Annotated in this window: 26 protein-coding genes; 21 read left to right on the top strand and 5 right to left on the bottom strand. The window is 59.5% G+C overall.

Features of this window, described 5'->3' with window-relative positions; genetic code table 11:
- Positions 1 to 45 precede the first annotated feature (45 nt).
- The 3 genes from ACA074_RS27835 to phoB all read right to left on the bottom strand — a co-directional run bounded on the left by ACA074_RS27835 (position 46) and on the right by phoB (position 3560).
- Positions 46 to 1386 carry a hemolysin family protein gene (locus tag ACA074_RS27835; protein WP_116028549.1) on the bottom strand — a complete coding sequence of 447 codons (1341 nt, stop codon included), beginning with the start codon at positions 1384 to 1386 and terminating at the stop codon, positions 46 to 48.
- Between the two features lie 123 nt (positions 1387 to 1509).
- Positions 1510 to 2796, bottom strand: a complete 1287-nt coding sequence (gene phoR, locus ACA074_RS27830) for a phosphate regulon sensor histidine kinase PhoR (RefSeq protein ID WP_497679354.1) — start codon at positions 2794 to 2796, stop codon at positions 1510 to 1512.
- Positions 2797 to 2870: 74 nt separating this feature from the next.
- Complete coding sequence (gene phoB / locus ACA074_RS27825) at positions 2871 to 3560, bottom strand: phosphate regulon transcriptional regulator PhoB (RefSeq protein ID WP_007896474.1); 690 nt, start codon at positions 3558 to 3560, stop codon at positions 2871 to 2873.
- A 151-nt stretch (positions 3561 to 3711) separates the two neighbouring features.
- Between phoB and ACA074_RS27820 the strand changes: the two genes are divergently transcribed.
- Positions 3712 to 4095: a COG4315 family predicted lipoprotein gene (locus tag ACA074_RS27820; protein WP_497678160.1), complete on the top strand. Its 384-nt coding sequence runs from the start codon at positions 3712 to 3714 to the stop codon at positions 4093 to 4095.
- A 50-nt stretch (positions 4096 to 4145) separates the two neighbouring features.
- On the opposite strand, the gene ubiA is transcribed toward ACA074_RS27820, so the two are convergent.
- Positions 4146 to 5036: a 4-hydroxybenzoate octaprenyltransferase gene (ubiA, locus tag ACA074_RS27815; RefSeq protein WP_497678159.1), complete on the bottom strand. Its 891-nt coding sequence runs from the start codon at positions 5034 to 5036 to the stop codon at positions 4146 to 4148.
- Positions 5036 to 5596, bottom strand: coding sequence for a chorismate--pyruvate lyase family protein (locus tag ACA074_RS27810; RefSeq protein ID WP_497678158.1), 561 nt, complete (start codon positions 5594 to 5596; stop codon positions 5036 to 5038). The genes ubiA and ACA074_RS27810 overlap by 1 nt, the downstream gene beginning before the upstream one ends.
- Before the next feature lie 200 nt (positions 5597 to 5796).
- On the opposite strand from ACA074_RS27810, the gene ACA074_RS27805 reads away from it, so the two are divergent.
- The 20 genes from ACA074_RS27805 (at position 5797) to icmH (ending at position 25809) form a co-directional block, all read left to right on the top strand.
- Entirely contained in the window at positions 5797 to 5964 is a 168-nt protein-coding gene (locus ACA074_RS27805; RefSeq protein WP_003437744.1) for a rubredoxin, read from the top strand.
- Positions 5965 to 5984: 20 nt separating this feature from the next.
- Positions 5985 to 7133 carry an NAD(P)/FAD-dependent oxidoreductase gene (locus tag ACA074_RS27800; RefSeq protein ID WP_497678157.1) on the top strand — a complete coding sequence of 383 codons (1149 nt, stop codon included), beginning with the start codon at positions 5985 to 5987 and terminating at the stop codon, positions 7131 to 7133.
- Between the two features lie 190 nt (positions 7134 to 7323).
- Complete coding sequence (locus tag ACA074_RS27795; protein WP_003213368.1) at positions 7324 to 7599, top strand: HU family DNA-binding protein; 276 nt, start codon at positions 7324 to 7326, stop codon at positions 7597 to 7599.
- Positions 7600 to 8250: 651 nt separating this feature from the next.
- Positions 8251 to 9813, top strand: a complete 1563-nt coding sequence (gene tssA / locus ACA074_RS27790) for a type VI secretion system protein TssA (protein ID WP_187677144.1) — start codon at positions 8251 to 8253, stop codon at positions 9811 to 9813.
- Between the two features lie 32 nt (positions 9814 to 9845).
- Complete coding sequence (gene tssB / locus ACA074_RS27785) at positions 9846 to 10349, top strand: type VI secretion system contractile sheath small subunit (RefSeq protein WP_042561805.1); 504 nt, start codon at positions 9846 to 9848, stop codon at positions 10347 to 10349.
- A gap of 26 nt (positions 10350 to 10375) precedes the next feature.
- Positions 10376 to 11851, top strand: a complete 1476-nt coding sequence (gene tssC / locus ACA074_RS27780; protein WP_497615637.1) for a type VI secretion system contractile sheath large subunit — start codon at positions 10376 to 10378, stop codon at positions 11849 to 11851.
- 9 nt (positions 11852 to 11860) lie between these two features.
- A complete protein-coding gene (gene tssE / locus ACA074_RS27775; protein WP_497615636.1) occupies positions 11861 to 12268 on the top strand; it encodes a type VI secretion system baseplate subunit TssE in 408 nt (135 codons plus the stop codon).
- Between the two features lie 11 nt (positions 12269 to 12279).
- The gene (locus tag ACA074_RS27770; protein ID WP_401269858.1) at positions 12280 to 12798 is read left to right on the top strand and encodes a PAAR domain-containing protein; all 519 of its coding nucleotides are present in this window, start codon (positions 12280 to 12282) and stop codon (positions 12796 to 12798) included.
- Positions 12791 to 13711 (top strand): hypothetical protein, encoded by a 921-nt coding sequence (locus ACA074_RS27765; protein ID WP_497678156.1) that lies wholly within the window; start codon positions 12791 to 12793, stop codon positions 13709 to 13711. The genes ACA074_RS27770 and ACA074_RS27765 overlap by 8 nt, the downstream gene beginning before the upstream one ends.
- 5 nt (positions 13712 to 13716) lie before the next feature.
- Entirely contained in the window at positions 13717 to 14154 is a 438-nt protein-coding gene (locus tag ACA074_RS27760) for a hypothetical protein (protein ID WP_497678155.1), read from the top strand.
- Positions 14155 to 14306: 152 nt separating this feature from the next.
- Positions 14307 to 14621, top strand: a complete 315-nt coding sequence (locus tag ACA074_RS27755) for a hypothetical protein (protein ID WP_401269850.1) — start codon at positions 14307 to 14309, stop codon at positions 14619 to 14621.
- 59 nt (positions 14622 to 14680) lie between these two features.
- Positions 14681 to 16468 carry a type VI secretion system baseplate subunit TssF gene (tssF, locus tag ACA074_RS27750; protein WP_187677136.1) on the top strand — a complete coding sequence of 596 codons (1788 nt, stop codon included), beginning with the start codon at positions 14681 to 14683 and terminating at the stop codon, positions 16466 to 16468.
- The gene (gene tssG / locus ACA074_RS27745) at positions 16432 to 17439 is read left to right on the top strand and encodes a type VI secretion system baseplate subunit TssG (protein WP_187677135.1); all 1008 of its coding nucleotides are present in this window, start codon (positions 16432 to 16434) and stop codon (positions 17437 to 17439) included. The genes tssF and tssG overlap by 37 nt, the downstream gene beginning before the upstream one ends.
- An 11-nt stretch (positions 17440 to 17450) precedes the next feature.
- Entirely contained in the window at positions 17451 to 20108 is a 2658-nt protein-coding gene (gene tssH, locus ACA074_RS27740; protein WP_497678154.1) for a type VI secretion system ATPase TssH, read from the top strand.
- Between the two features lie 10 nt (positions 20109 to 20118).
- On the top strand, positions 20119 to 21639 hold the full coding sequence (locus tag ACA074_RS27735) for a sigma-54 interaction domain-containing protein (protein ID WP_497615634.1): 1521 nt from the start codon (positions 20119 to 20121) through the stop codon (positions 21637 to 21639).
- A gap of 93 nt (positions 21640 to 21732) precedes the next feature.
- On the top strand, positions 21733 to 21873 hold the full coding sequence (locus ACA074_RS27730; RefSeq protein ID WP_003229566.1) for a hypothetical protein: 141 nt from the start codon (positions 21733 to 21735) through the stop codon (positions 21871 to 21873).
- Positions 21874 to 21891: 18 nt separating this feature from the next.
- On the top strand, positions 21892 to 23088 hold the full coding sequence (gene tagH / locus ACA074_RS27725; protein ID WP_187677132.1) for a type VI secretion system-associated FHA domain protein TagH: 1197 nt from the start codon (positions 21892 to 21894) through the stop codon (positions 23086 to 23088).
- Between the two features lie 5 nt (positions 23089 to 23093).
- Positions 23094 to 23594: a type VI secretion system lipoprotein TssJ gene (tssJ, locus tag ACA074_RS27720; RefSeq protein WP_401269840.1), complete on the top strand. Its 501-nt coding sequence runs from the start codon at positions 23094 to 23096 to the stop codon at positions 23592 to 23594.
- Between the two features lie 2 nt (positions 23595 to 23596).
- A complete protein-coding gene (tssK, locus tag ACA074_RS27715; RefSeq protein ID WP_187677130.1) occupies positions 23597 to 24928 on the top strand; it encodes a type VI secretion system baseplate subunit TssK in 1332 nt (443 codons plus the stop codon).
- Positions 24929 to 24933: 5 nt separating this feature from the next.
- Positions 24934 to 25809 carry a type IVB secretion system protein IcmH/DotU gene (gene icmH / locus ACA074_RS27710; protein WP_095187890.1) on the top strand — a complete coding sequence of 292 codons (876 nt, stop codon included), beginning with the start codon at positions 24934 to 24936 and terminating at the stop codon, positions 25807 to 25809.
- The last annotated feature ends 3 nt before the right edge of the window (positions 25810 to 25812 follow it).

Here is a 25812-nt window from a genome sequence, read left to right as displayed (position 1 = left end):
CGGGGATAAATCCCCTCACCACAGAAGCGTCCCCCAAAACACCCATCAATCCAGCATCAACACCTTGGCCAGCACAATCTTCGGCCCTTTCATCTTCTTGATGATGATCCGCAGGCCTTCGACTTCCAGCACTTCTTCCTCTTCCGGCACCCGTTTCAGGGTTTCGTAGACCAGCCCGGCGAGGGTTTCGGCTTCGATGTGGTCAAGGTCGATACCCAGCAGGCGTTCAACCTTGAACAACGGCGTGTCGCCACGCACCAGTAGCTTGCCCGGTTGATAGGCGAGGATCCCGCGTTCAGCCTTGCGGTGTTCGTCCTGAATGTCGCCGACCAGCACTTCCAGCACGTCTTCCATGGTCAGGTAGCCGATGATGTTGCCGTCAGCCTCCTCGACCACGGCGAAGTGCGAACCGCCCTTGCGGAACTGCTCCAGCAACTGCGACAGCGGCATGTGCCGCGACACGCGCTCCAGCGGACGGGTCAGTTCAGCCAGGTTGAACGACTCGGGAATGTGATCCAGCGCCGCCAGTTCCAGCAGCAGATCCTTGATGTGCAGCAGGCCGACGAACTCCTGACGTTCGCTGTCGTACACCGGATAACGGCTGAACTTGTGGCGACGGAACATCGCCAGGATTTCTTTCAGCGGGGCGTTGAATTCCAGAGTGATCAGGTCTTCCCGGGAGTTGGCCCAGTCGACCACTTCCAGTTCACCCATTTCCACCGCCGAGGCCAGTACACGCATGCCTTGGTCGCTCGGGTCCTGGCCACGGCTGGAGTGCAGGATCAGTTTCAGTTCTTCGCGGCTGTAATGGTGTTCGTGGTGCGGGCCGGGTTCACCCTGGCCTGCGATACGCAAAATGGCGTTGGCGCTGGCGTTGAGCAGATAAATCGCCGGGTACATCGCCCAATAGAACAGGTACAGCGGCACCGCCGTCCACAGCGACAGCAACTCGGGTTTGCGGATCGCCCATGACTTGGGTGCCAGCTCGCCGACGACGATGTGCAGGTACGAAATCACGAAGAACGCAGCGAAGAACGACACGCCTTTGATCACTTCGGGCGACTGCACGCCAACGCTTTCAAGCAATGGCTCGAGAATGTGCGCAAACGCCGGTTCACCGACCCAGCCCAGGCCAAGAGAGGCGAGGGTGATACCGAGCTGGCACGCCGAGAGGTACGCATCGAGCTGACTGTGGACGGTGCGCAGGATGTGTCCGCGCCAGCCGTTCTGTTCAGCGATGGCCTCGACCCGGGTCGAGCGCAGTTTGACCATGGCGAATTCCGCCGCAACGAAAAAGCCGTTGAGCAAAACCAGGATCAGAGCAAAAAGGATCATGCCGAAATCGGCGAAAATTGTAGCGAGGGACAAGCCAGGGGAAGGGTCCATGATGGAGTTTTGCGGGTTCCGTGTGATTCGTAAGAGAGAAGAAGTCGCGCCTGAAAGGCAGGCGCAAGTCCGCCAATGTAGCGGCTGACTGGGCGATTGCCTAGTGGCGCGTGCCGGCCGGTATCACTCGGCGGCGCTGATCGCCCGTGCCTGAGCCACCTGAGCCTGGGCGAAATGGCAGGTGAACGTGCTGCCATGACCGGGCACGCTGCTGATTTCCATGCGTGCGCGGTGGCGCAACAAGACGTGTTTGACGATGGCCAGGCCTAGGCCGGTGCCTCCGGTGTTGGAGTTGCGGCTGGAGTCGACGCGGTAGAAGCGTTCGGTCAGACGCGGCAGGTGTTTGCTGTCGATGCCGATCCCCGAGTCCTGCACGCTCAGGTGCGCGCCATGTGCGTCACCCCACCAGCGAATGCGGATATTGCCCTCGGCCGGGGTGTACTTCACCGCATTGAACACCAGATTGGAGAACGCACTGCGCAGTTCCGCCTCGCTGCCCTTGAGCAACAGGCTGGCGTCGGCTTCAAGAGTGATGCGTTGGTTTTTCGACCCGGACAATTGCTGCGCGTCGCTCGTGATCGATTGCAACAGCGTGTCGATCTGTATCGGTTGGTTGTCGGACGGATAATCGGTGGCTTCCAGCTTAGCCAGCAGCAGCAAGTCATTGAGCAGCGTCTGCATGCGTCCGCCCTGTTGCTGCATCTGCTGCAAGGCGCGGCTCCAGCGTGGGTTCACTTCCTCAACGTTGTCGAGCAGGGTTTCCAGATAGCCGCAGATCACCGTCAGCGGCGTGCGCAGTTCGTGGGAGACGTTGGCGATGAAGTCTTTGCGCATCTGTTCCAACTGATGAATGCGGGTGACGTCGCGCACCAGCATCAAGTGTTCATTGTTGCCGTAGCGGGTCAGGTACAGCTGAATGCGCACGCGATCGTTGGTTGGCGAGGGGATTTCCAGCGGCTCGGCGTAGCTGTCCTGTTCGAAGTATTCCTTGAAGCGCGGATGCCGTACCAGGTTGGTCACCGGTTGGCCGCTGTCTTGCGGGGTCTTGAGGCCGAGCAGGGTTTCGGCGGCGCGGTTCCACCATTCCAGATTGCCGTCGCTGTCGAGCATGATCACCGCGTCTTTCAGCGCTGCGGTGGATTCCTGCACCCGGTCGATCACCGCTTGCAGGCGCCCGCGCACCCGTTGGTCGCGGCGTTGCAGGTGATAGATGCTGTCGAACACTTCGCCCCACAGGCCATAGCCATCGGGCGGAGCTTCATCGGGTTGGTGTAGGCGCAACCATTCGTGCAGACGCAGCAATTGCTTGAGCGTCCAGGCCAGGTAAATACCCAGGCCCGCCGCGAGGCTCCAGCCGTAATAGCCGGTGATCAGGCCGATCACCAGACAGGCGGTGACCAGCAGCAGCATGTGGCGAATCAGGGTGCCATGCCAGTTTTGATTCACGGAAATTACAGTCCTTGTCAGCGAGTCTGGCGGTCGGGTCAGGCCTTGGTGGAAAACCGGTAGCCAGTGCCGCGCACGGTTTGTACCAGATTTTCGTAGGCGTCGCCGAGAGCCTTGCGCAGGCGTCGGATGTGCACGTCGACGGTGCGCTCTTCAACGTAGACGTTGCCACCCCAGACCTGATCCAGCAACTGGCCACGGGTGTAGGCGCGTTCCTGGTGGGTCATGAAGAATTGCAGCAGACGGTATTCGGTCGGGCCCATTTCGGCAGGCTTGCCGTCGATGGTCACGCGGTGGCTGATCGGGTCGAGCAGCAGGCCACCGACTTCGATCGGCGCTTCGCCATCGGTCGGACCGGCGCGGCGCAGCACGGCTTTGAGGCGTGCAACCAGTTCACGCGGGGAAAACGGTTTGGTGATGTAGTCGTCGGCGCCGACTTCCAGGCCCTGGATCTTGTTGTCCTCTTCGCCCTTGGCGGTGAGCATGATGATCGGGATGTCTCCGGTCAGCTCATCACGCTTCAAGCGGCGGGCCAGCTCGATGCCGGAGGTGCCGGGCAGCATCCAGTCGAGCAGGATCAGGTCCGGTTTGCGGTCGACGATGATGGCGTGCGCCTGCTGCGAGTTCTCCGCCTCGAGGCAGTCATAGCCGGCCATCTCCAACGCAACGGCGATCATTTCGCGAATGGGCGCTTCGTCGTCGACGATCAGAATGCTCCTGCCAACCATGCCTTAATCCTCTTGTCATTTAACTGTCTTGCGCCGCATTAGATAACGGAATTATTGCAGTCGTGTGACAGTATTTTAGTCGCCCGGCGGTGGGAGGGATCCTGAACTAAGCTTTAAGTCCGAATCCTGACAACCGCAAAAGAAGGTTTCCATGACTCAGATGACTGCTTGCTTCAAAGGTTTGCTGCTTGCCGCCGCCCTGACACTGCCCGTACTGGCGATGGCAGCAGAACCCGCCATGATGAAAGACGGCATGATGGTCGATCACAAAGGCATGACCCTGTACACCTTCAACAAGGACTCCGCCGGCAAATCGGTGTGTAACGACAAATGCGCAACCAATTGGCCGCCATTGACGGCTGCGGCGGGCGACAATTCGATGGGTGACTGGACTGTCATCAAACGCGAAGACGGCTCAATGCAGTGGGCCTATAAAGACATGCCGCTGTACACCTTTGTGATGGATAAGGCGGCTGGTGACAAGACCGGTGACGGCAAAATGGATGGTGCCTGGAAAGTCGTCAAGGCCAAGTAAGCGCAATTCCCTGTGGGAGCGAGCCGGCTCGCTCCCACAAGTTTTGCGGATTAGCGCAACGCGTAATCCAGCACAATCCCCACAAAAATCGCCAACCCGGCCCAGTGGTTGTGCAAAAACGCCTGGAAGCAACGCATCCGGTCGTTGCTTCGGGTGTACCAGAACTCCCACGCGTAACATCCGGCGGCCACCAGCAGACCGAGATGGAACCAGATCCCCAGTTCGAACTTCGACCCCGCCAGCAACAGACAGCCCAGCGACAGCGCCTGTAAGGTCAAAATGATCACCCGATCCGCCTCGCCAAACAGAATCGCCGTGGATTTCACGCCGATCTTCAAATCGTCATCCCGATCGGTCATCGCGTAATAGGTGTCGTAACCCACCGTCCACAGCAGGTTGGCGATCCACAGCAACCACGCAGCGGCGGGCACTTCGCCGGTCTCGGCGGTGAACGCCATCGGCATGCCCCAGGAAAACGCCGCGCCCAGCACCACTTGCGGGTAATAGGTGTAGCGCTTCATGAACGGATAGGTGAACGCCAGCGCAAGGCCGCCCAACGACAGCCAGATCGTCGGCGCGTTGGTGCACAGCACCAGCAGGAAACTCACGCCCATCAGAATCGCAAAGAATACCAGCGCCTCTTTCGAGCTGATCTTGCCGCTGGCCAGCGGCCGTTGCGCGGTGCGTTTGACGTGGCCGTCGACCTTGCGGTCGGCCCAGTCGTTGATCACGCAGCCACCGGCGCGGGTCAACACCACGCCGAGGACAAAAATCACGACGTTGGCCAGCGACGGCGAACCTTTGCCAGCAATCCACAAGGCCCACAAGGTCGGCCATAGCAGCAGGTAAATGCCGATCGGCTTGTCCATGCGGGTCAACTGAATGAAGTCCCAGGCGCGCGGGTTCAAGCGGTTCAGGGACTTGAGCAGGCTCTGGTACATCAGCAGTTCTCCGGATGGGCGCGGGCGGCGTGCCACAGGCTCGGCAGGAAGATTTCGGCGACCAGTACGCTCAGTGCGCCTCGGTCGAAACGCGAACGACGGCCCCACAGCTCAGGGGCGCGAGAGGTTTGCGGCAGCCAGACTTCGGGGTAGCGACAGACTTCGATGGCGCGGCGCTGGAAGGCATGATCGCAAAACAGCAGTTCACCCAGCGACCGGCTACCCAACTCATCCATGTGCAAACCGTCGCCCTGCAAGGCGCTGCGCGAGGCCACGCTGCGGGCGAACACCCAGGCCTCGCCATGGCCACGCAAATACACCTCACGCACCCAGCCTTCACTGCCTTCGGCCAGATCCAGCGCGGCGCATTCGTCCGGGCGCAAAGTGTCCCAGCCTTCGAACAGCGGCGTGACGCTGAAGCCATCGTTGGATAGACGAGTCAGGCGGCGAGTCAGGGAACCTTCGTCGAACAACCAGTCGAGGGTCGACGAATCGGGGAGAGGCGTCAGTCGACTTTGAGTCAGCCAGAGCGGGGCCGGGCAGGCATTTGAATGTTGCACAATGAGTCATTATTGGCCGCAAATGAGGCGGCGAGCTTACCATGGCAGGCCGCGAGATTGATTGATCCGGGAAGCCGTTGCGCCGAACAGGCTTGCATCTGCCCGGCACCATCAGTACAAAACGCGCTGAGCCGGATGGCAGAGCACCACCCATCGACCGTTCGCGCCGACAAAAGCCTGAAACCTGAGGAAGTACCTGAATGAAAAAGTGGCAATGCATCGTCTGCGGCCTGATCTATAACGAAGCCGACGGCTGGCCGGATGACGGCATCGCACCGGGCACCCTGTGGCAGGACGTGCCGGAAGACTGGCTGTGCCCGGACTGCGGCGTCGGCAAGATGGACTTCGAAATGATCGAAATCAACTGAGCAAACCCAAGGAGTAAGGCATGAACGCACCTGTCGTAATCATCGGCACCGGGCTTGCGGGCTATAACCTGGCCCGGGAGTTTCGCAAGCTCGATAGCGAAACCCCGCTGCTGCTGATTACCGCCGATGACGGCCGCTCTTACTCCAAACCAATGCTTTCCACCGGTTTCGGCAAGAACAAGGACGCCGATGGCCTGAGCATGGCCGAACCGGGCGCCATGGCCGAGCAGTTGAAGGCCGAAGTGCGCACCCATACGCGCATCAGCGGCATCGATGCTGGCCACAAGCGCCTGTGGATCGGCGAAGAAGCGGTGTACTACCGCGACCTGATCCTCGCCTGGGGCGCGGAAACCGTGCGTGTGCCGATTGAAGGCGATGGCGCGGATCGGGTGTTCCCGATCAACGATCTTGAAGACTACGCACGCTTTCGCATCGCAGCGGCCGGCAAGCGTCGTGTGCTGCTGCTCGGCGCCGGGCTAATTGGTTGTGAATTCGCCAACGACTTGATCCTCGGTGGCTACGAAGTGCAACTGGTCGCGCCGTGCGAGCAGGTCATGCCGATGTTGCTGCATCCAGCGGCCGCAGCAGCGGTGCAGTCCGGGCTGGAAAGCCTTGGCGCAAAATTCCACCTCGGCCCGGTGCTGACCCGTCTGCACAAGGTCGCCGACGGCCTGGAAGCGCATTTGTCCGACGGTCAGGTCATTCCCTGCGACGTGGTGGTCTCGGCCATCGGCCTGCGCCCTCGCATCGATCTGGCGGCGGCTGCCGGCGTGCAGGTCAATCGCGGCGTCGTGGTCGACCGGCATTTGAAGACCTCACACGCCAACATCTACGCCCTGGGCGATTGCGCCGAGGTCGACGGGCTGAATTTGCTGTACGTGATGCCCCTGATGAGCTGTGCGCGAGCGCTTGCCCAAACGTTGGCGGGGAACCCGGCAGCGGTGAGCTACGGCCCGATGCCGATCACTGTGAAAACCCCGGTGTGCCCGCTGGTGGTTTCGCCACCGCCACGGGGCAGCGAAGGTCTCTGGACAGTCGAAGGGCAGGGCGCCGACATCAAGGCGCTGTGTCATGGCACCGATGGTCAGTTGCTCGGATATGCCCTGACTGGCGCGGCCGTCATGGAAAAACTCGCCCTGAACAAACAGCTTCCTGCCCTGCTGGCGTAAATACCGGTCGTTCTGTCGGAATCACCCCGCTTTTGCCCCTACAAAGGTCGCGGGGAGACTGGCGCCGCCGGTATCCGCGTGCCATCCTCACTCCCGTCTGCCGCAGAGTAGAGCCTGCGGCGCCTTGGGCGCTGTTCCAACGAGAACAGCACGGACATAACAACAAAAAACCGTCAAAGGGGCTTCACTAATGCGTAAACCAGAACTCGCCGCTGCAATCGCTGAAAAAGCAGATCTGACCAAAGAACAGGCCAACCGCGTGCTCAACGCCGTTCTCGAAGAAATCACCGGCGCTCTGCACCGCAAGGACAGCGTCACGCTGGTGGGCTTCGGCACCTTCCTGCAACGCCACCGCGGCGCCCGCACCGGCAAAAACCCGCAAACCGGTGAACCGGTGAAAATCAAGGCCAGCAACACCGTTGCGTTCAAGCCAGGCAAATCGTTGAAAGACAGCGTTAATCCGTAATTGCGGCGAACTCCCTGAATAACGGGGAGAAGCGCAATGAAAAAATGGGCATACCGATTGCGGTCGGGTGCCCATTTTTTATGGATGTTGAGTTATCCGGAGATACGGTTTTTGTCCAGGTGTTAATACGCATTGGGTATTCGTTGCATTTGATAGCTATCGACTCGCCTAAATAATGACGGGATGCTCTATATATAAAGCCATCATAGTGATGGCACTTTTTTAAGTGCCTGTTGTCCATCTGCGTTTTGTTGAAACAATACCGAAATCTTTCGGAATCATCCTACAGCCAGATTTTTCAAAACTTGTCATGCTCTGCGCCGTTCCACTCAGGCGCTTTTCCGCGTGGTGAGCGGGAATTGGAACGAGCGCTCTAAATCGGGGTTTTCAGGTTGTCTCCACGCGTGCGTGGATATAAAGAAGGTATCGGGGATTCCCTGACTGAATATAGGGAAACCTCCTACAACAAATAAAGAACACTTCGTCTTGTTGTTTAACCAGATGCTTGCTAGTGGCCATCATAGTGATTACGATGCGCCCACTTGTAAGAGCACAACTCAATTGGATGAGCCGCTTCACCGCTCTTCGATACTGTCCCGCGCCGCTGTACTTCCAATAGGCGCATGACGTTATCCAAATCAAAGGCCATGGATGTCCTACTCAAGCAAACTTTCCGCCCATTACCTCGAACTCGCTAAAGTCTCTGTTTCCAAAGAGAATTTTGCGGGCGAAGACGTTCGTTTTTCGAGCGAATTCGAGGCGCTGGAAAGCGAGCTGGCCAAAGCCTCGTCGATGCACGAAAGCGGGCAGATCGACTGGCTGAAAATTCGCGAAAACAGCGAAAACCTCCTGCGTACCCAATCCAAGGATTTGCGTGTCGGCGCCTGGCTGACCTGGTCGCTGTACCAGCGTGAATCCTTCCCCGGGCTGCTGGCCGGTCTCGGATTGCTGCACCATCTGTCGGAAAACAACTGGGCCGACGTTCACCCGCTCAAACCCCGCACCCGTGCTGCCGCCATTGGCTGGCTGGTGCCGCGTCTTGAGCAGGTCATCACCGAAAACATTGCGATCAAAGAGCAGTTGCCGATGTTCCGGCAGCTCTCCGAGCATCTGGCTGGCCTCGACGCTGCCTGCACCGAACATCTGGGTGATGACGCGCCGCTGCTGCTGCCGCTCTCCCGTCGCCTGAAAACCATGATCCAGCGCGCTTCCGACAACCAGCCGGCACCCGGGGTAGTGGGCGCGGCGGTGGCGCAGGTCAAGCAGGCCGCGAGCCAGTTGCTCACCCCCGGCGCACCGATCGACAACGAAAAAGACGCCCACAAGGCACTGCGCGCCCAGCAGGAAAGCGCGCGGCCGCTGTGCGCCTGGTGGCTCAAGCAGAAAGCCACCGACCTGCGCGCCCTGCGCCTGAATCGCACGCTGCTGTGGATGACCATCGACGCGGTACCCGAACGCAACGCCGAGCAGATCACCGTGCTGCGCGGTCTGCCGGTCGACAAGCTCAAGCAATATCAGGATCGCTTCGATCAGGGCAAATACGCGGATCTGCTGGTGGAACTGGAGGCGAGCCTGGCGAAGGCGCCGTTCTGGTTCGATGGCCAGCGAATGGTCTGGGAGTGTCTCCAGAACCTCAACGCCGAGTTGGCAATGCGCGAAGTGGAAATCCACTTCGCGCTTTTGGTTCAGCGCCTGCCCGGCATCATCGAATGTCGTTTCCATGACGGCGCGCCGTTTGCCGATCCGTCCACCCGGGCGTGGATCGCCGGCAATGTCATGCCGCACCTGCAAAGCGCCAGCGCGCCGCGCAAGGTCGAAACCGAAGACGTTCAGACGCAGCCAGCCTGGGAAAAAGCCCTCGAAGAGGTGCTGCCACTGCTGCGCAAGGAAGGCCTCAAGCCTGCCGTGCAGATCCTCAAGCAAGGGCTGCAGTCGGCCCACGGTGGACGCGAGCGCTTTTTCTGGCAGTTCGCGCTCGCCCGCCTGTGTTTCATGGCCAAGAAATACGAACTGGCCAAGAACCAGCTCGAAACACTCGATCAGACATTACAGGACTCAGGCCTGCACGCCTGGGAGCCCGATCTTGCATTGGAAGTGCTGCACCTGCTGCATAGCTGCTGCGAGTTGTTGCCGCAGAACCATGCAGTGCGTGAACGCAAGGAAGAGATTTATCGCAGGCTGTGCCACCTCGATCTCGAAGTGGTACTCGAATAGGCCCCAGGGCCACAACCGCAAGGAGAAAAGCCATGGCCAAAGAAGGCTCGGTAGCCCCCAAGGAACGCATCAACGTCACCTTCAAACCCGCCACCGGCGGTGCTCAGGAAGAGATTGAACTGCCGCTGAAACTGCTGGCAATCGGTGACTACACCCACCGCAAGGACGAGCGCAAGATCGAAGATCGCAAGCCGATCAGCATCGACAAGATGACCTTCGACGAAGTGCTGGCCAAGCAAGAGCTTAGCCTGACGATGAACGTGCCGAACCGTCTGCAGGAAGAAGGCAGCACTGAAGAGTTGGGCGTGCAACTGCGCGTCAATTCGATGAAGGACTTCAACCCGGCCAGCCTGGTCGAGCAAGTGCCTGAGCTGAAAAAGCTGATGGAACTGCGTGACGCGCTGGTAGCCCTCAAAGGCCCGCTGGGTAACGCACCTGCTTTCCGTAAAGCCATCGAAGGCGTGCTCGCCGACGACGAATCCCGCGGTCGCGTACTCGGTGAGCTGGGCCTGAACGCCGCAGCCACCGACGCCTGAACCCAGCAGCCAAGGAAGCCAACACAATGAGCACTAGTGCAGCACAAGAGAAAGGCGCCGCGAGCGGCGAGTACAGCATTCTCGACAGCATCATCGCCGAAACCCGCCTGACGCCGGACGACGAAGCCTACGACATCGCCAAGCGCGGTGTGTCGGCCTTCATCGAAGAGCTGCTCAAGCCGCAGAACAACGGTGAACCGGTCAAGAAAGCCATGGTTGACCGCATGATCGCCGAGATCGATGCCAAGCTCAGCCGTCAGATGGACGAAATCCTGCACCACCCGGACTTCCAGTCGCTGGAATCGGCATGGCGTGGTTTGCAGTTGCTGGTCGATCGCACCAACTTCCGCGAAAACATCAAGATTGAAATCCTCAACGTCTCCAAAGACGACCTGCTGGACGATTTCGAAGATTCGCCGGAAGTCATGCAGTCGGGCCTGTACAAGCACATCTACACCGCTGAATACGGCCAGTTCGGTGGTCAGCCGGTTGGCGCGATCATTGCCAACTACTACATGTCCCCAAGCTCGCCGGACGTGAAACTGATGCAGTACGTTTCCAGCGTAGCCTGCATGTCCCACGCGCCGTTCATCGCTGCGGCCGGTCCGAAGTTCTTCGGTCTGGAAAGCTTCACCGGCCTGCCGGATCTGAAAGATCTGAAAGACCACTTCGAAGGCCCGCAATTCGCCAAATGGCAGAGCTTCCGTACCTCGGAAGACTCCCGCTACGTTGGCCTGACTGTGCCACGTTTCCTGCTGCGTAACCCGTACGACCCGGAAGAAAACCCGGTCAAATCGTTCGTGTACAAGGAAACCGTTGCCAACAGCCACGAGCATTACCTGTGGGGCAACACCGCTTACGCGTTCGGCACCAAGCTGACCGACAGCTTCGCCAAATTCCGCTGGTGCCCGAACATCATCGGCCCACAGAGCGGTGGCGCGGTTGAAGATCTGCCGCTGCACCACTTCGAAAGCATGGGCGAAATCGAAACCAAGATTCCTACCGAAGTATTGGTTTCCGACCGTCGTGAATACGAACTGGCCGAGGAAGGCTTCATCTCCCTGACCATGCGTAAAGGCTCCGACAACGCGGCGTTCTTCTCCGCAAGCTCGGTGCAGAAGCCGAAGTTCTTCGGCATCAGCGCAGAAGGCAAGGCAGCAGAGCTGAACTACAAGCTCGGCACCCAACTGCCGTACATGATGATCGTCAACCGCCTGGCTCACTACTTGAAAGTGCTGCAGCGCGAGCAACTCGGTTCGTGGAAAGAACGTACCGACCTCGAGCTGGAACTCAACAAGTGGATCCGCCAGTACGTGGCCGACCAGGAAAACCCGAGCGCCGAAGTACGTGGCCGTCGTCCGCTGCGCGCTGCGCAAATCATCGTCAGCGACGTTGAAGGCGAGCCGGGCTGGTACCGCGTGAGCTTGAACGTGCGTCCGCACTTCAAGTACATGGGTGCCGATTTCACCCTGTCGCTGGTTGGCAAGCTGGACAAAGAGTAAGAGCGACTCATGGACGGATACGGCAGCCTTTTCGAACGTCTCAATGGCGACGCGGAAAAACGCAAGGGCAGGAGCCTCGAGGTTTCTGCCATGGCGTCAGTCGCTGCCCATCTGGCCAAAATGCTCAGCACCCGGGCCGGCAGCGTACAAACGCTGTCCGACTACGGGTTGCCCGATCTCAATGACATGCGTCTGAGCCTGCACGACTCCCTGAGTCAGGCCCGCCTGGCCATCGAAAGCTTCATCGAAGCCTACGAGCCGCGCCTGAGCAACGTGCGTGTCATTTCCCTGCCGCGTGACCACGATCAGCTTCGCCTGGCCTTCAGTATCGAAGGCTTGCTGGAAGTTGAAGGTTTCAAGCGTCAGGTCAGTTTTTCCGCGCGCCTGGATGGCAGCGGTCAAGTGAAGGTCAACTAAGGAGAACCCCGATGTCTGGCAAACCCGCAGCACGTGTATCCGACCCCACCGCTTGCCCGCTTCCTGGCCACGGCACCAACCCGATCGCCGCCGGTTCCGGCGACGTGTTCTTCGACGGCCTCGCGGCCGCCCGCCAAGGCGATGCCTCGGCGTGTGGTGGTGCGATGGTCGGCGACCTTGCCACTACCGTTTTGATCAACGGCAAACCGGCTGCGACAGTAGGTTCAGCTGGATCTCACGGCAACAAGGTCACGGCTGGGTCCGGGACGGTGATTATCGGCAATTCGCATTCGCCGGCGCCGTTTGTGCCGCCAGTTCCAATGCCTGGCTATTTCAATGACTTTTTCGTTTTGAGGGACGACGAAGGTAACCCGGTGGCAAATTACGGCTACCGATTGGAGACCGAGTCAGGTGAGATTTATGAGGGCGTGACGGACGCCAACGGTCACACCAACGCTGTTAGCACCGGTAAAGCTTCCCAGATACTGAAAATTTCCCTGCTTCCTCCAGCAGGAGTCGCGAATGTCTAACGTTACGCCTCTGGCCCAGGCTCCTTCCACCCCTTCTACCAATCGTGAGGGGCAGGTCGCGACCGTAAAATTAGCAAAGCTTTCAACTTATGAATTCAATATAAGATCGTTTCACCCAGGGAAAACGTTTGGGTGGAGCGGCTTTTACTTCGAAGGTGATGCACGCGGCTTTTCGTTAAAGCCAAGCGGCCTCTCTGGCGCTCAAGGTACGCTCATAACTTCACGTGTATGGCATAGGTTTTTTGTAAAGCTGGCAACGAACGAAGTTGTTAATACGCAAACGGAGTCGAATGATTCCGGGAAGGCGGGTGAAGAACATACTCACTATGATGCAGAGTTAAAGCCCAAAGGCGGAAGCTGGCCATCAATTAAAAGTGAAAAGGGTGCAGTCACTACTGTTTGGGTTGATGGTGGTTACGCAGGTGAGAATCACGCTTTTCCATTTTCAGCGGAAACAAAAAAACTGACAGGAGTGACATTCGTGCCAAGCCTGGACGTAAGTTACAAAGTTATAATGACGCTCGATCGAGTGGCGAAGCATTTAGATGTAGTGACATATATAACTGGTGATGGCTTTCCGAACTGTGAGGCTTTTATTACTGATGCTTCTGGAAAGTCTGTTTTTTTAGGTGTGCATGTTCGGAAGGCTGCAGCTCTTGTTGCGCTATTTGGTGATAAGAAGTATCCGATGATCTCTTCGGCGATTCGCATAGAAGTTGATGAAGAGGGAAACTTCAAAGGCACTCTTGGGAACGAGATGAGAAGGCGAAAGTTAAAAAAAGAAGCTCTGGAAATGCGGCCGATTGAGGAGTGGAATAATTTTTTCAAAAATCTTAGTCCGAACGATGGTCGCTGGATGGGTATCTGGGAAGAGCCTATGCCGGACGACTCTACTGAGTCGACGTTGAAATGACGTATGTGAGTTATTTTAAATCAGCGATTTGGTTGCCAATGGTGGTGTTGCCGGTTTTGCTGTTGCTTGATGCTTTCTATTTTTCCAGCCCGCTACGTGGTGGGATGGAACAGTTCGTCCTTATATACGTTCTTGGTTTCGGACTGGTGGCCTATGTGTTATTCGCGGTTTTTTCTACTCGTTTGATTTCTAGGAGAACTGAGCTTGAAGTTCTGCGTCTTGCTTGGTGGGCTCCTGTAGTTTTTATCCCGTTTTATGGTGTGCCTTGGGTTGTTTATGGCATCGGATGTTTGGCGTTTGGCAGGCTAGCTGGTCTGGGTATGATGTTTTTGTGGTTGACTTATATTCCCTATGTTTTAGTGGTTGGCGCATTTTTTTCAGTTGTTACGGTTTTTACTTTTAAAATCTTGAGTAAGTTTTTACTGTTTTCCGAGAGGCGTTAGAGATGCTTGTGATAAGCCCTATTATGTGGCGTATCAAAAAAGGTGGCTGTTCCAAATGGTAGTAAGTTCGTGATTTGGAAATCGAGAAAGGTGAAGTGATGAGTGCGGCTCTATTATATTTTTCAAATGATGAAGTATGTAGGCGCAAGCTCATGAAGCTGTCTGTCGCAATTCTTGCTGTGGCTTTGTTTTCACTGACAAACGTGTTTCCCAATGCGCTCATGATGTTGATGGATGGCGTTAACTTCATCCCGTCTGAATCCTCCATTTTTTCATTCGAGCCTTATGAGATAAATGAGGGGTCGTCGAATTACTGGATCTATGGCGAGGATGGGAAGAACTATTACTACTTCTCCTACGAGCCCGCAGCGCCTTACGTATTCATTCGCAAATCCAATGCATGCCCGTCATTTGATCGGCTTGACCATGCCACGTGGTGCGCCGCAGAAGGCGGCGGTAAAAAATGAGTCGGCATTTCGGTGGCGGAGCGTTTTTTTTATGAGTTCATTTTTCAGGCAGGTACCCCGTGTCCTTTAACCACTACTACCAAAGCGAACTCACCGCACTGCGCCAACTCGGTCGCCGTTTCGCCGAGCGTAGTCCGGCGTTGGCGCCGTATCTGGGCCAGGCCGGGCGGGATCCGGATGTGGAGCGGTTGCTGGAAGGCTTTGCGTTTCTGACCGGGCGTCTGCGCCAGAAGCTCGATGACGAGTTGCCGGAACTCAGCCATTCCCTGATGCAATTGCTGTGGCCGAACTACATGCGCCCGCTGCCGGCGTTCAGCATTTTGCAGTTCGATCCGCTCAAGCGCTCGGGTCCGGCGCTGGTGGTCGAGCGCGATACGCCGGTGGAAAGCAAGCCGATCGAAGACGTGCGCTGCCGCTTCCGCACCTGCTACCCGACCGAGGTGTTGCCGCTGGATCTGGCCGCGCTGAACTACTCGGTGAAGGGCGACGGGTCGTTGCTCAGCCTGCGTCTGGAAATGAGCGCCGACGGCCACCTCGGCGAGTTGGAGCTGAGCAAACTGCGCCTGCACTTTGCCGGTGAGCGCTACATCAGTCAGATGCTTTACCTGAGCCTGCTGCGCAACCTCGAAGGCATCGAACTGATCCCGCTCGACGGCGCCGGCAAGCCGATTGATGGCGTCAGCGGCAAACCGATGGCGTTCAAGATTCCCGGTGACCGGGTCAAACCGGTGGGCTTTGCCGAAGAAGAAGCGCTGATTCCGTATCCGCTGAACACCTTCCGGGGCTATCGCTACCTGCAGGAATACTTCGCCTTTCAGGACAAGTTCCTGTTCGTCGACGTCAACGGTCTGGACATTCTCAAGGCACTGCCGGAAGACACCCTCAAGCAGATGCGCGGCCTGGAGTTGCGCTTTGATATCCGCAAGAGCGGGATCATGCGCATGCGTCCGACCCTGGACAACGTGAAGCTGTTCTGCACGCCGATTGCCAACCTGTTCGCGCACGACGCATTGCCGATTCGCCTCGACGGCAAACAGGACGAATACCTGCTGCTGCCGGCGGAATACGATCTGGAAAACTGCGGTGTGTTCTCGGTGGAAACCGTGACTGGCTGGAAGCCCGGTGGCCTCGGTTATCAGGAGTACGTGCCGTTCGAATCCTTCGAACACGACCCGAGTTTCGACGTGCCCAACAGCCGTCCGCATTACAGCATCCGCCAGCGTTCGTCGCTGCTGCACGACGGCCTCGACACTTACCTGAGCTTCGGTATTCGTCATACCGAAGCCCATGAAACCCTTTCGATCGAGCTGATGTGCACCAACCAGAACCTGCCGCGTAAGCTCAAGCTCGGCGACATCTGCATGGCCTGCGAAGAGACCCCGGAGTTCCTGAGTTTCCGCAACATCACCCCGGCCACTTCAAGTTTTGCGCCGCCGCTGAACCGTGACTTCCTGTGGAAGCTGATCAGCAACATGTCGCTTAACTATCTGTCGCTGGCCGACGTCAATGCGTTGAAGGTGATTCTGGAAACCTACGACCTGCCGCGCTACTACGACCAGCACGCGGAGAAGGTCAGCAAGCGCCTGCTCGGCGGCCTCAAACACATCAAGCACCACCACGTCGATCGGTTGCACCGTGGCCTGCCGGTGCGCGGTTTGCGCACCGAACTGACCATCGACCCGGAAGGGTATATCGGCGAAGGCGACCTGTTCGTTTTCGCTTCGGTTCTTAACGAGTTTTTCGCGCTTTACGCCAGTCTCAATTCATTCCATGAGCTGCGGGTAAAAAGCACACAGGGAGAGGTGTACCAATGGACACCACGTATGGGTCTGCAACCCCTGCTTTAAGCGGGTTGACCCGGGTAATACGCGAATACTCGCTGTTTCAGGCCGTGCTGCTGGTGATCGACCGGCTGCGCGAGGCACACCCGCACCTGAGCGAAGACGATTTGTACGATCACGTCGAGTTCCAGGCCAACCCGAGCCTCGGATTCCCGCGCAGCGATGTCGATCGCGTGGAGTTTTTCGAAGAGCACGGGCAGATGCGCGCGCGTATGCGGTTCAACCTGATCGGTCTGGTTGGTTCCGGCTCGCCGCTGCCGGCGTTCTATGGCGAGCAGGCGCTGGGCGACAGCGAAGACGGCAACCCGACGCGCAATTTCCTCGACCTGTTCCACCATCGCCTGCAACGGCTGATGCTGCCGATCTGGCGCAAGTACCGCTACCGCGCGAGTTTCCAGAGCGGCGCGATCGACCCGTTCTCGTCGCAACTGTTCGCGCTGATCGGTCTGGGCGGTGACGAGATTCGCAAGGCCAAGGAACTCAACTGGAAACGCCTGCTGCCGTACCTCGGCCTGCTCAGCTTGCGGGCGCACTCGGCGGCGCTGATCGAAGCCGTGCTGCGTTACTACTTCAAGCACGAAGACCTGGTCATCGAGCAGTGCATCGAGCGCCGCGTGGAAATTCTCGAAGAGCAGCGCAATCGTTTGGGGCGTGCCAATAGCATGCTCGGCGAAGACCTGGTGCTCGGCGAACACGTGCGCGACCGCAGCGGCAAATTCCGCATTCACATCACCCAACTCGACTGGCAGCGATTCCACGAATTCCTGCCGATCGGCTTCGGTTACCAGCCGCTCTGCGCGCTGGTGCGGTTCACCCTGCGTGACCCGCTCGATTACGACATTCGCCTGGTTTTGCGCCAGGAAGAAATCCGCGAACTGCGCATTGGTGAGCAGAACGCCTGTCGCCTCGGTTGGACCAGTTGGCTGGGCCGCGAGAAAGCGGACGGCGTGGTGACCCTGGGCAGCAAAATTCATTAAGGACGTGAGCCATGATCAACGTAGACCTGCAACAACTCATTCAGGCGCTGGACGCCGAAACCCGTCGTGACCTGGAGCGTTCGGCCGAGCGTTGCGTTGCCCGTGGCGGCAGCAAGATCCTCGTCGAAGACTTGATGCTCGGCCTGCTGGAGCGTCCAAACGGCTTGCTCGCACGCGCGTTGCAAGATGCTGACGTCGACGCCGGTGAGCTGAGTGCCGCGCTGCAATCGCGCGTTGAACACAGCGCTTCGCGCAACCCGGTGTTCGCCCCGGAACTGGTGCAATGGCTGCAAGACGCCCTGTTGGTGGCCAACCTCGAACTGGGCCAGACCCAGGTCGAAGACGCCGCGCTGATCCTCGCCCTGCTGCGTAACCCGATGCGTTATGCCGGCAGCCGTTATCAGCCGCTGCTCGCCAAGCTGAACATCGATCGCCTGAAAGAATTTGCTCTGTCGCAACAGGAGCAACCGGCGGCCAATGGCAAACCGGCCGCGCAGGGCGAATCGCTGTTGCAGCGTTTCACCCACAACCTGACCCAACAGGCCCGTGACGGCAAACTCGACCCGGTGCTGTGCCGCGACGGCGCGATCCGTCAGATGGTCGATATCCTTGCCCGTCGCCGCAAAAACAACCCGATCGTGGTCGGTGAGGCCGGTGTCGGTAAAACCGCCATCGTCGAAGGCCTGGCCTCGCGCATTGCTGCTGGTGAAGTGCCGCAAGTGCTCAAAGGCGTTGAGCTGCTGTCGCTGGACATGGGCCTGTTGCAGGCTGGCGCCAGCGTCAAAGGCGAATTCGAACGCCGTCTCAAAGGCGTGATCGACGAGGTCAAAGCCTCGCCGAAGCCGATCATCCTGTTCATCGACGAAGCCCACACTCTGATCGGCGCCGGCGGCAATGCCGGTGGTTCCGACGCGGCCAACCTGCTGAAACCGGCACTGGCTCGGGGTGAGCTGCGCACCATCGCCGCGACCACTTGGGCCGAGTACAAAAAATACTTCGAGAAAGACCCGGCCCTGGCCCGTCGTTTCCAACCAGTGCAATTGCACGAACCGACTGTCAGCGAAGCGGTGACCATCCTCCGTGGTCTGGCTCAGGTCTACGAGAAGAGCCACGGCATCTACCTGCGTGATGACGCGGTGGTGTCTGCCGCCGAGCTGTCCGCGCGTTATCTGGCCGGTCGGCAACTGCCGGACAAAGCCGTCGACGTCCTCGACACTGCGTGCGCCCGCGTGCGCATCAGCCTCGCCGCCGCCCCGGAAAGCCTTGAGCGCCTGCGTGGCGAACTGGCCGAAGGTGGCCGTCAGCGTCAGGCCCTGCGCCGCGATGCCGAAGCCGGTCTGCTGATCGACCACGAAGCGCTGGAGGCACTGGAAGCGCGCCTGGACGAAGCCGAAAACGAGATGGTCGCGCTGGAAACCCTGTGGACTGAGCAGAAGCAACTGGCCGAGCGTCTGTTGGAGCTGCGTCAGCAACTGGCCAAGGCCCGCGAAGCTGCCGCCGTCGAGCCGACCGTCAACGTTGAAGAAGACGCTGAAGGCACCGTGATCGAAACCATCGTTGCCGAGGTCGAGGACGGCCAAAGCGTTGAAGCGCTGGAAGCCCAGCTCAACGAAACCCACAGTGCTCTGACCGCCGCGCAAGTCAAAGAGCGTCTGGTCAGCTTCGAAGTCTGCCCGCGTCTGGTGGCTGAAGTGATCAGCGCCTGGACTGGCGTGCCGCTGGCGCAACTGGCCCGTGAGCACAACGCCAAAGTCGCCAGTTTCGCCACCGACCTGCGCACGCGCATCCGTGGTCAGGAACAAGCCGTACACGCCCTGGATCGCTCGATGCGCGCCACCGCCGCCGGCCTGAACAAGCCGGATGCACCGGTCGGCGTGTTCCTGCTGGTTGGCCCGAGCGGCGTCGGCAAGACCGAAACCGCACTGGCACTCGCCGATCTGCTGTACGGCGGTGATCGTTTCATCACCACCATCAACATGTCCGAGTTCCAGGAGAAGCACACCGTCTCGCGCCTGATCGGTGCACCGCCGGGCTACGTCGGTTACGGCGAGGGTGGCATGCTTACCGAAGCCGTGCGCCAGAAACCGTACTCGGTGGTGCTACTCGATGAAGTCGAAAAGGCTGATCCGGACGTGCTCAACCTGTTCTACCAAATCTTCGACAAAGGCGTGGCCAACGACGGCGAGGGTCGCGAGATCGACTTCCGCAATACGTTGATCCTGATGACCTCGAACCTCGGTAGCGACAAGATCAGCGACCTCTGCGAAGACGGCGCGCGGCCAACCGCCGAACTGCTCGAAGAAACCATTCGCCCGGTACTCAGCAAACACTTCAAGCCGGCGCTGCTGGCGCGGATGAAAGTGGTGCCGTACTACCCGGTCGGTGGCCCGGTATTGCGCGAGCTGATCGAGATCAAACTCGGTCGTCTCGGCGAGCGCCTCAACCGTCGTCAACTGGATTTCAGCTGGTGCCAGAACCTCGTCGATCACCTGTCCGAGCGCTGCACGCAAAGCGAAAGCGGCGCACGCCTGATTGATCATCTGCTTGATCAGCACGTACTGCCGCTGGTGGCGGATCGTCTGCTCGACGCGATGGCCACCGGCGAAAGCCTCAAGCGTGTGCATGCCACGCTCGACGGCAACGCCAGCGTGATGTGCGAGTTCGCCTGAGGTGGGCGTGATGTTCACTCAAGTGCCGCAGCCGCTGGTCTATGCCGAAGCGTTGCTGGCGCAGTTCGCCAGTCTGTCGCGGGCGGCGGACGGTGCTGCGTTGCTGGGTGAATTCGTGCGAGGGTTGGCCGAGTTGAGTGGTTGCGAATTGACGCAGCTGTATCTGCTCGACGCCACCCACACGTGCCTCGGGATGAACGCCGAGTACCTCGACGGTGCGTTGCAACCGCGTCAGGCCGCGAGCCTGCCGGCGGATTACAACGGTGAGCAACTGTTGCAATTCGCTCTGTGCCAGAACCGCGTGGTGTGCCTCGACGACCTCAGTGGCAGCCTGCACGAAACCAGTTTCCTGCCCGCCGCGACGACGCCGTGGCAGTCGCTGTTGTGCGTGCCGCTGGTCAATCAGCACAAGGCTGTCGAAGGCTTGCTGCTGTGTGCCAGTCGTCATCGCACCGACCTGCAGGGCTTTGCTGATTCGCTCGGCCAGCTCGGCTCGTTTGTGCTGGGGCAATTGCATTTGCTGCAACGCCTGCGTCAGCCGCTGGATGTAATGGAACCTGCACTGCGCAGTGTGCCGAGCATCAGCGGTTACGGGTTGATCGGCAAAAGCGCGGCGATGCGTCAGACCTACTCGCTGATCAGCAAAGTCCTGCACAGCCCGTACACCGTGCTGTTGCGCGGCGAGACCGGTACCGGCAAGGAAGTCGTGGCGCGGGCGATTCATGATTGCGGCCCGCGTCGTTCCCAGGCGTTCATCGTGCAGAACTGCGCGGCGTTCCCGGAAAACCTGCTGGAAAGCGAACTGTTCGGTTATCGCAAGGGTGCCTTCACCGGTGCCGACCGCGACCGCGCCGGGCTGTTCGACGCGGCCAATGGCGGCACGCTGTTGCTCGACGAAATTGGTGACATGCCGCTGTCGTTGCAGGCCAAGATCCTGCGCGTGTTGCAGGAGGGCGAGATCCGTCCGCTGGGTTCCAACGACACGCACAAGATCGACGTGCGCATCATCGCCGCGACGCACCGCGATCTGTCGGTGCTGGTCAGCGAAGGTAAATTCCGCGAGGACTTGTACTACCGCCTCGCGCAATTCCCGATCGAACTGCCGGCCCTGCGCCAGCGCGAAGGCGACATCCTCGATCTGGCTCGGCACTTCGCCGAAAAGACCTGCACCTTCTTGCAGCGTGATCCGGTGCGCTGGTCGGACGGGGCGCTTGAGCACCTGTGCGGTTACACCTTCCCCGGCAACGTTCGCGAACTCAAGGCGCTGGTCGAACGCGCGGTGCTGTTGTGCGAGGGCGGCGAGTTGCTCGCCGAGCATTTTTCCCTGCGCATGGAGCCGATGCCTGAAGACAGCAGCGGTCTGAATCTGCGCGAACGCCTGGAACAGGTCGAGCGCACTTTACTGCTCGATTGCCTGCGCAAAAACGACGGCAACCAGACCCTCGCCGCCCGCGAACTGGGCCTGCCCCGGCGCACGCTGCTGTATCGCCTCGGGCGGTTGAACATCAATCTGGGAGATTTCGATGGGTAGGCCAAAATCATCGATTTCCCCGCAAAAAAACAATTTCAGCGCCGCCCGCAAGGGTCGGCGCTTTGTGCTTTGTCTACCCCTGGAGACCCTCTGATGTCTGTTCGTCACTGGCACGCTGTCCTGCTGACCCTCGTCGTTCTATGCGGCCTTGGCGGCTGTAGCGGCAATTACAAATTCAACGACAACGACTATCGCCCGTTGGGTGATCCGCAAGCGGTCAATCGCGGCAAGTGACCGCAAGGAGCATCAAACATGGAATTGGTTTTCGAAATGCTGAACACCAAGCAGTTCGTGCCCACCGAGTTGTGCCAGAAGACCTTCAAACAGGCCGGCGGCGTGATCGGGCGGGGCGAGGACTGCGACTGGATCATCCCTGACCGCAAGCGTCATCTGTCCAATCATCACGCGATTGTCAGCTACCGCGAAGGCACGTTTTTCCTGACCGACACCAGCAGCAATGGTGTTCAGGACGGCACAAGCGGCGCACGCCTGCACAAGGGCGAACCGATGCGCATCGAGCACGGCAGCACCTACGTGCTGGGTGACTTCGAGATTCGCGCGCGACTGGTGCGTGACCCGGCAACCTTCGACGGTGAAGTCGGCCGTCCACGCGCCGCTGGCAGCATCATCCCCGATGACGCGTTCCTCGATCTCGATCCGCTTAACGCCCTCGAACAGCAAGAGCGCGTCTACTCGGAAATCGACGAACTGCTGGCGCCGAACACCAAGCCTGAAGACTCCCGTCAGCGTGCCGACTACGCGCGCATCGACATGGAAAGCCTGATGGTGCCGGAACTGATCGCCGCGCCCGCCGAACCTGAGCCTGCTCCGGCGCCTAAAGCCGTCGAGCGTCAGAGCGAAGGTTTCTGGGATCACTTCGGTGCTGCGCTGGGCGTGGATGTCAAAGGCCTCAGCCATGACGAACGCGAAGCCCTGGCGCTGAACGCCGCGCGTCTGCTGCGTCAGAGCATCGGCGGTTTGCAGCAGAGCCTGCGCACCCGTTCGGAGCTGAAAAATGAACTGCGTCTGGCCCAGACCACCGTGCAAGGCACCAACAAGAATCCGCTGAAATTCGCCGTCGACCCGAGCGAAGCACTGCAGATTCTGTTGCAGCCGAGCAAGCCCGGGCATCTGCCGGCCGAGCAAGCCATCTCGCGCGCGTTCCGTGACTTGCAGGCGCATCAGGTGGCTTTGCTGACCGCCAGCCGCGCCGCTGTGCGCGGCACGCTGGAGCACTTCTCGCCGGAGCAACTGACCCTGCGTTTCGAGCGCGACAACAAGCCGCTGATCGCCACGTCCGGCGGGCGCTGGAGAGCGTTCGGCCGTTATCACCAGGCGCTGCGTCAGGACGATGACTGGAGCGAGCGTCTGCTGGCCCGCGACTTTGCCCAGGCCTACGAAGAACAGATCCGCCTGATCTCCACCCTCCACACCGACCACCAAGGATGATGCGCATGTCTCGCCGCTCGACCGCTTTTTTCAAGACGCTGACTGCGCTCACCGTGCTGGTGCTGCTCGCCGGTTGCTCGTCGCTATCGCCGTACTCGAAAGTGACCAAGGTCAACCTGAAACTGACCGGCAGCGATCAGTTGAACCCGGATCTCAACGGCCGTCCTTCGCCGATCGTGGTGCGCCTGTTCGAACTCAAGCACCCGGTGACCTTCGAGAACGCTGACTTCTTCAGCCTCTACGAGCGCGCCAAGGAATCCCTCAACCCGGATCTGGTGGCCAGCGAAGAACTCGAATTGCGCCCGGGTGAAACCGTGGAGCTGAAACTCAGCGTGGAGGAGGGCAGCCGTTACGTCGGCATCCTCGCCGCCTACCGCGACCTGCCGGAAACCAAATGGCGCTACACGGTGCAGATCACTCCGCTGGAACTTACCGACGCCGATTTGACCCTCGATCAGGCCGGTATCCGCAACACCAACGAAGTGCTCGCCAAGGCGGATGACTGAACATGAATACCCACAAAGTCATTTGGCAGGAAGGCATGCTGCTGCGTCCGCAGCACTTCCAGCACAACGATCGCTACTTCGATCACCAGATGAAAACCCGCACCCAATTGCTGGGTGGCTACACCTGGGGTTTCCTCAATCTGGAGATCGACTTGCAGTTCCTCAACATGGGCAAACTGGTGATCAGTGAAGCCTCGGGGATTCTGCCGGACGGCAGCCTGTTCGAACTCGGTGGCAACACCGAACCGCTGGCGCTCGACGTGCCGCCGAACACCGGCAACACGCCGATCTACCTGGCACTGCCGCTGGTCACCGGCAACCACATCGAGGCGCGCCGTCCGGAGCAGTCCGACGTGCTCGCGCGTTACACCGCGTACGACGCCGAAGTGGCCGACTCCAACGCCGGCGACGATTCCGCCAGCCAGGTCAGCTGCGGTCGCCCGGATTTCAAACTGTTGCTCGGCGAGCAGCAGAGCGATCAGGCCTACGTGAAGCTGAAGATCTGCGACGTGCTCGACACCACGCCCGACGGCGTGATCAGCCTCGATCCGGACTTCGTGCCGACCTACATTCAGGCCCACGCCTCCAGCTACTTGCTGTCGTGCCTGAAAGAAGTCATCAGCATGCTCAGCCACCGTGGCGACACCATTGCCGAGCGGATTCGCTCCAACGGCAAGGTCGGCGGTGCGGAAGTCGGCGACTTCATGATGCTGCAACTGATCAACCGCACTGAACTGCTGCTGCGCCACTATCTGGGTCTGGAGCAGGTGCATCCGGAAGAGTTGTATCGCACGCTGCTGACCATGCTCGGCGATCTGGCGACCTTCTCCGGCGAGAGCAAACGTCCGCGTCTGGACAGCCGCTACTCCCACGCCGACCAGGGCGCGAGCTTCCGCAAACTGATGGAAGCGATTCGTCAGGTGCTGTCGATGGTGCTCGAACAGCACGCCATCGAACTGATCCTGCAAGCGCGTCAGTACGGCATCATCGTGTCGCCGTTGCACGACCACAAACTGCTCGGCTCGGCTTCGTTCGTGCTGGCGGCCAGTGCCAACTGCGACTCCGAAGAACTGCGCCACCGCTTGCCGGCGCACCTCAAGGTCGGCCCGGTGGAGCGCATCCGCCAACTGGTCAACCTGCACTTGCCGGGGATCAAGGTCAAACCGTTGCCGGTGGCCCCGCGGCAGATCGCGTTCCACTCCAACAAAACCTATTTCATCCTCGAACTCAGTTCCGAAGACCTGGCACAACTCGAGCGCTCCGGCGGCTTCGCGTTCCACGTGTCCGGCGAATTCGCCGAGCTTGAACTGAAATTCTGGGCCATCAGGAACTGACCGACATGATCAAGGAAACGGATTACAACCAGGACGACAAAACCGTCCTGCTCGATCGTCAGGGCCACGGACCGGCAGCCAGTCCGCTGACCGACTTCGCCGCGCCGCCGCGTTTCGAGCAACTGGAAGAACGCATGATCTACGCTGCGCGCCTGCGTCCGGCGGAAGCGTTCAACATCAGCCTCAATTCGCTGGTGGCGGCGTCGTCCGAACTGCTCTCGGAAGTGGTGCGCCTCAAACACAGCGAGACCCGCGAAGATTTGTACGCGCTCAACGAGCGCCTGACCGCCGGGCTCAAGCTGTTTGAAGTGCGCGCCCTGCACAATGGCGCCGAAAGCAGCCAGGTGATGGCCGCGCGTTACGTGCTCTGCACCGTGGTCGACGAAGCCGTCGTGACCACGCCGTGGGGCAACGAAAGCGAGTGGTCGCAGATGAGCCTGCTCAGCAGCTTCCACAACGAAACTTTCGGTGGCGAGAAGTTCTTCCAGCTGCTCGATCGGTTGTCGAAGAACCCGGTCAAGCACCTGCCGATGCTGGAGCTGATGTACCTGTGCCTGTCCCTCGGTTTCGAGGGCAAGTACCGCGTACAGGCGCGCGGCATGCTCGAACTCGAAGGCATCCGCGATGCCTTGTATCGCCAGATCCGTCAGTTGCGTGGCGACGTGCCGCGCGAGTTGTCGCCGCACTGGGAAGGCCTGAACGATCAGCGTCGCAACCTGGTGCGCATCGTGCCGGCGTGGATGGTGGTGTTGTTCACTTTCGTCTGTCTGGTGGTGATGTATTCGGGCTTCGCCTGGGTCTTGGGCGAGCAGCGCGACACCGTTCTGCAACCTTATCAGCCGCTTGATCCAGCCGCGGTTCAACCGCAGTCGCAGCCGTAAACA

The organism is Pseudomonas sp. LBUM1655, from assembly GCF_059716085.1.
Note: the sequence above shows the minus strand (reverse complement) of the source record. Positions and strands in the feature narration are given on the sequence as shown.

What these genes read in the sequence shown, in the direction of transcription:
- ACA074_RS27805 (WP_003437744.1), top strand. Translation starts at nt 5,797, where the DNA reads ATGAAAAAGTGGCAATGCATCGTCTGCGGCCTGATCTATAACGAAGCC.
- ACA074_RS27755 (WP_401269850.1), top strand. Translation starts at nt 14,307, where the DNA reads ATGAAGCTGTCTGTCGCAATTCTTGCTGTGGCTTTGTTTTCACTGACA.
- tssG (WP_187677135.1), top strand. Translation starts at nt 16,432, where the DNA reads ATGGACACCACGTATGGGTCTGCAACCCCTGCTTTAAGCGGGTTGACC.
- tssE (WP_497615636.1), top strand. Translation starts at nt 11,861, where the DNA reads ATGGACGGATACGGCAGCCTTTTCGAACGTCTCAATGGCGACGCGGAA.
- ACA074_RS27765 (WP_497678156.1), top strand. Translation starts at nt 12,791, where the DNA reads ATGTCTAACGTTACGCCTCTGGCCCAGGCTCCTTCCACCCCTTCTACC.
- ACA074_RS27800 (WP_497678157.1), top strand. Translation starts at nt 5,985, where the DNA reads ATGAACGCACCTGTCGTAATCATCGGCACCGGGCTTGCGGGCTATAAC.
- ACA074_RS27730 (WP_003229566.1), top strand. Translation starts at nt 21,733, where the DNA reads ATGTCTGTTCGTCACTGGCACGCTGTCCTGCTGACCCTCGTCGTTCTA.
- phoB (WP_007896474.1), bottom strand. Translation starts at nt 3,560, where the DNA reads ATGGTTGGCAGGAGCATTCTGATCGTCGACGACGAAGCGCCCATTCGC.
- icmH (WP_095187890.1), top strand. Translation starts at nt 24,934, where the DNA reads ATGATCAAGGAAACGGATTACAACCAGGACGACAAAACCGTCCTGCTC.
- ACA074_RS27795 (WP_003213368.1), top strand. Translation starts at nt 7,324, where the DNA reads ATGCGTAAACCAGAACTCGCCGCTGCAATCGCTGAAAAAGCAGATCTG.
- tssK (WP_187677130.1), top strand. Translation starts at nt 23,597, where the DNA reads ATGAATACCCACAAAGTCATTTGGCAGGAAGGCATGCTGCTGCGTCCG.
- ACA074_RS27820 (WP_497678160.1), top strand. Translation starts at nt 3,712, where the DNA reads ATGACTCAGATGACTGCTTGCTTCAAAGGTTTGCTGCTTGCCGCCGCC.
- ACA074_RS27835 (WP_116028549.1), bottom strand. Translation starts at nt 1,386, where the DNA reads ATGGACCCTTCCCCTGGCTTGTCCCTCGCTACAATTTTCGCCGATTTC.
- tssC (WP_497615637.1), top strand. Translation starts at nt 10,376, where the DNA reads ATGAGCACTAGTGCAGCACAAGAGAAAGGCGCCGCGAGCGGCGAGTAC.
- tssA (WP_187677144.1), top strand. Translation starts at nt 8,251, where the DNA reads ATGTCCTACTCAAGCAAACTTTCCGCCCATTACCTCGAACTCGCTAAA.
- tssH (WP_497678154.1), top strand. Translation starts at nt 17,451, where the DNA reads ATGATCAACGTAGACCTGCAACAACTCATTCAGGCGCTGGACGCCGAA.
- tssB (WP_042561805.1), top strand. Translation starts at nt 9,846, where the DNA reads ATGGCCAAAGAAGGCTCGGTAGCCCCCAAGGAACGCATCAACGTCACC.
- ACA074_RS27770 (WP_401269858.1), top strand. Translation starts at nt 12,280, where the DNA reads ATGTCTGGCAAACCCGCAGCACGTGTATCCGACCCCACCGCTTGCCCG.
- ACA074_RS27735 (WP_497615634.1), top strand. Translation starts at nt 20,119, where the DNA reads ATGTTCACTCAAGTGCCGCAGCCGCTGGTCTATGCCGAAGCGTTGCTG.
- phoR (WP_497679354.1), bottom strand. Translation starts at nt 2,796, where the DNA reads ATGCTGCTGCTGGTCACCGCCTGTCTGGTGATCGGCCTGATCACCGGC.
- tssJ (WP_401269840.1), top strand. Translation starts at nt 23,094, where the DNA reads ATGTCTCGCCGCTCGACCGCTTTTTTCAAGACGCTGACTGCGCTCACC.
- tagH (WP_187677132.1), top strand. Translation starts at nt 21,892, where the DNA reads ATGGAATTGGTTTTCGAAATGCTGAACACCAAGCAGTTCGTGCCCACC.
- ubiA (WP_497678159.1), bottom strand. Translation starts at nt 5,036, where the DNA reads ATGTACCAGAGCCTGCTCAAGTCCCTGAACCGCTTGAACCCGCGCGCC.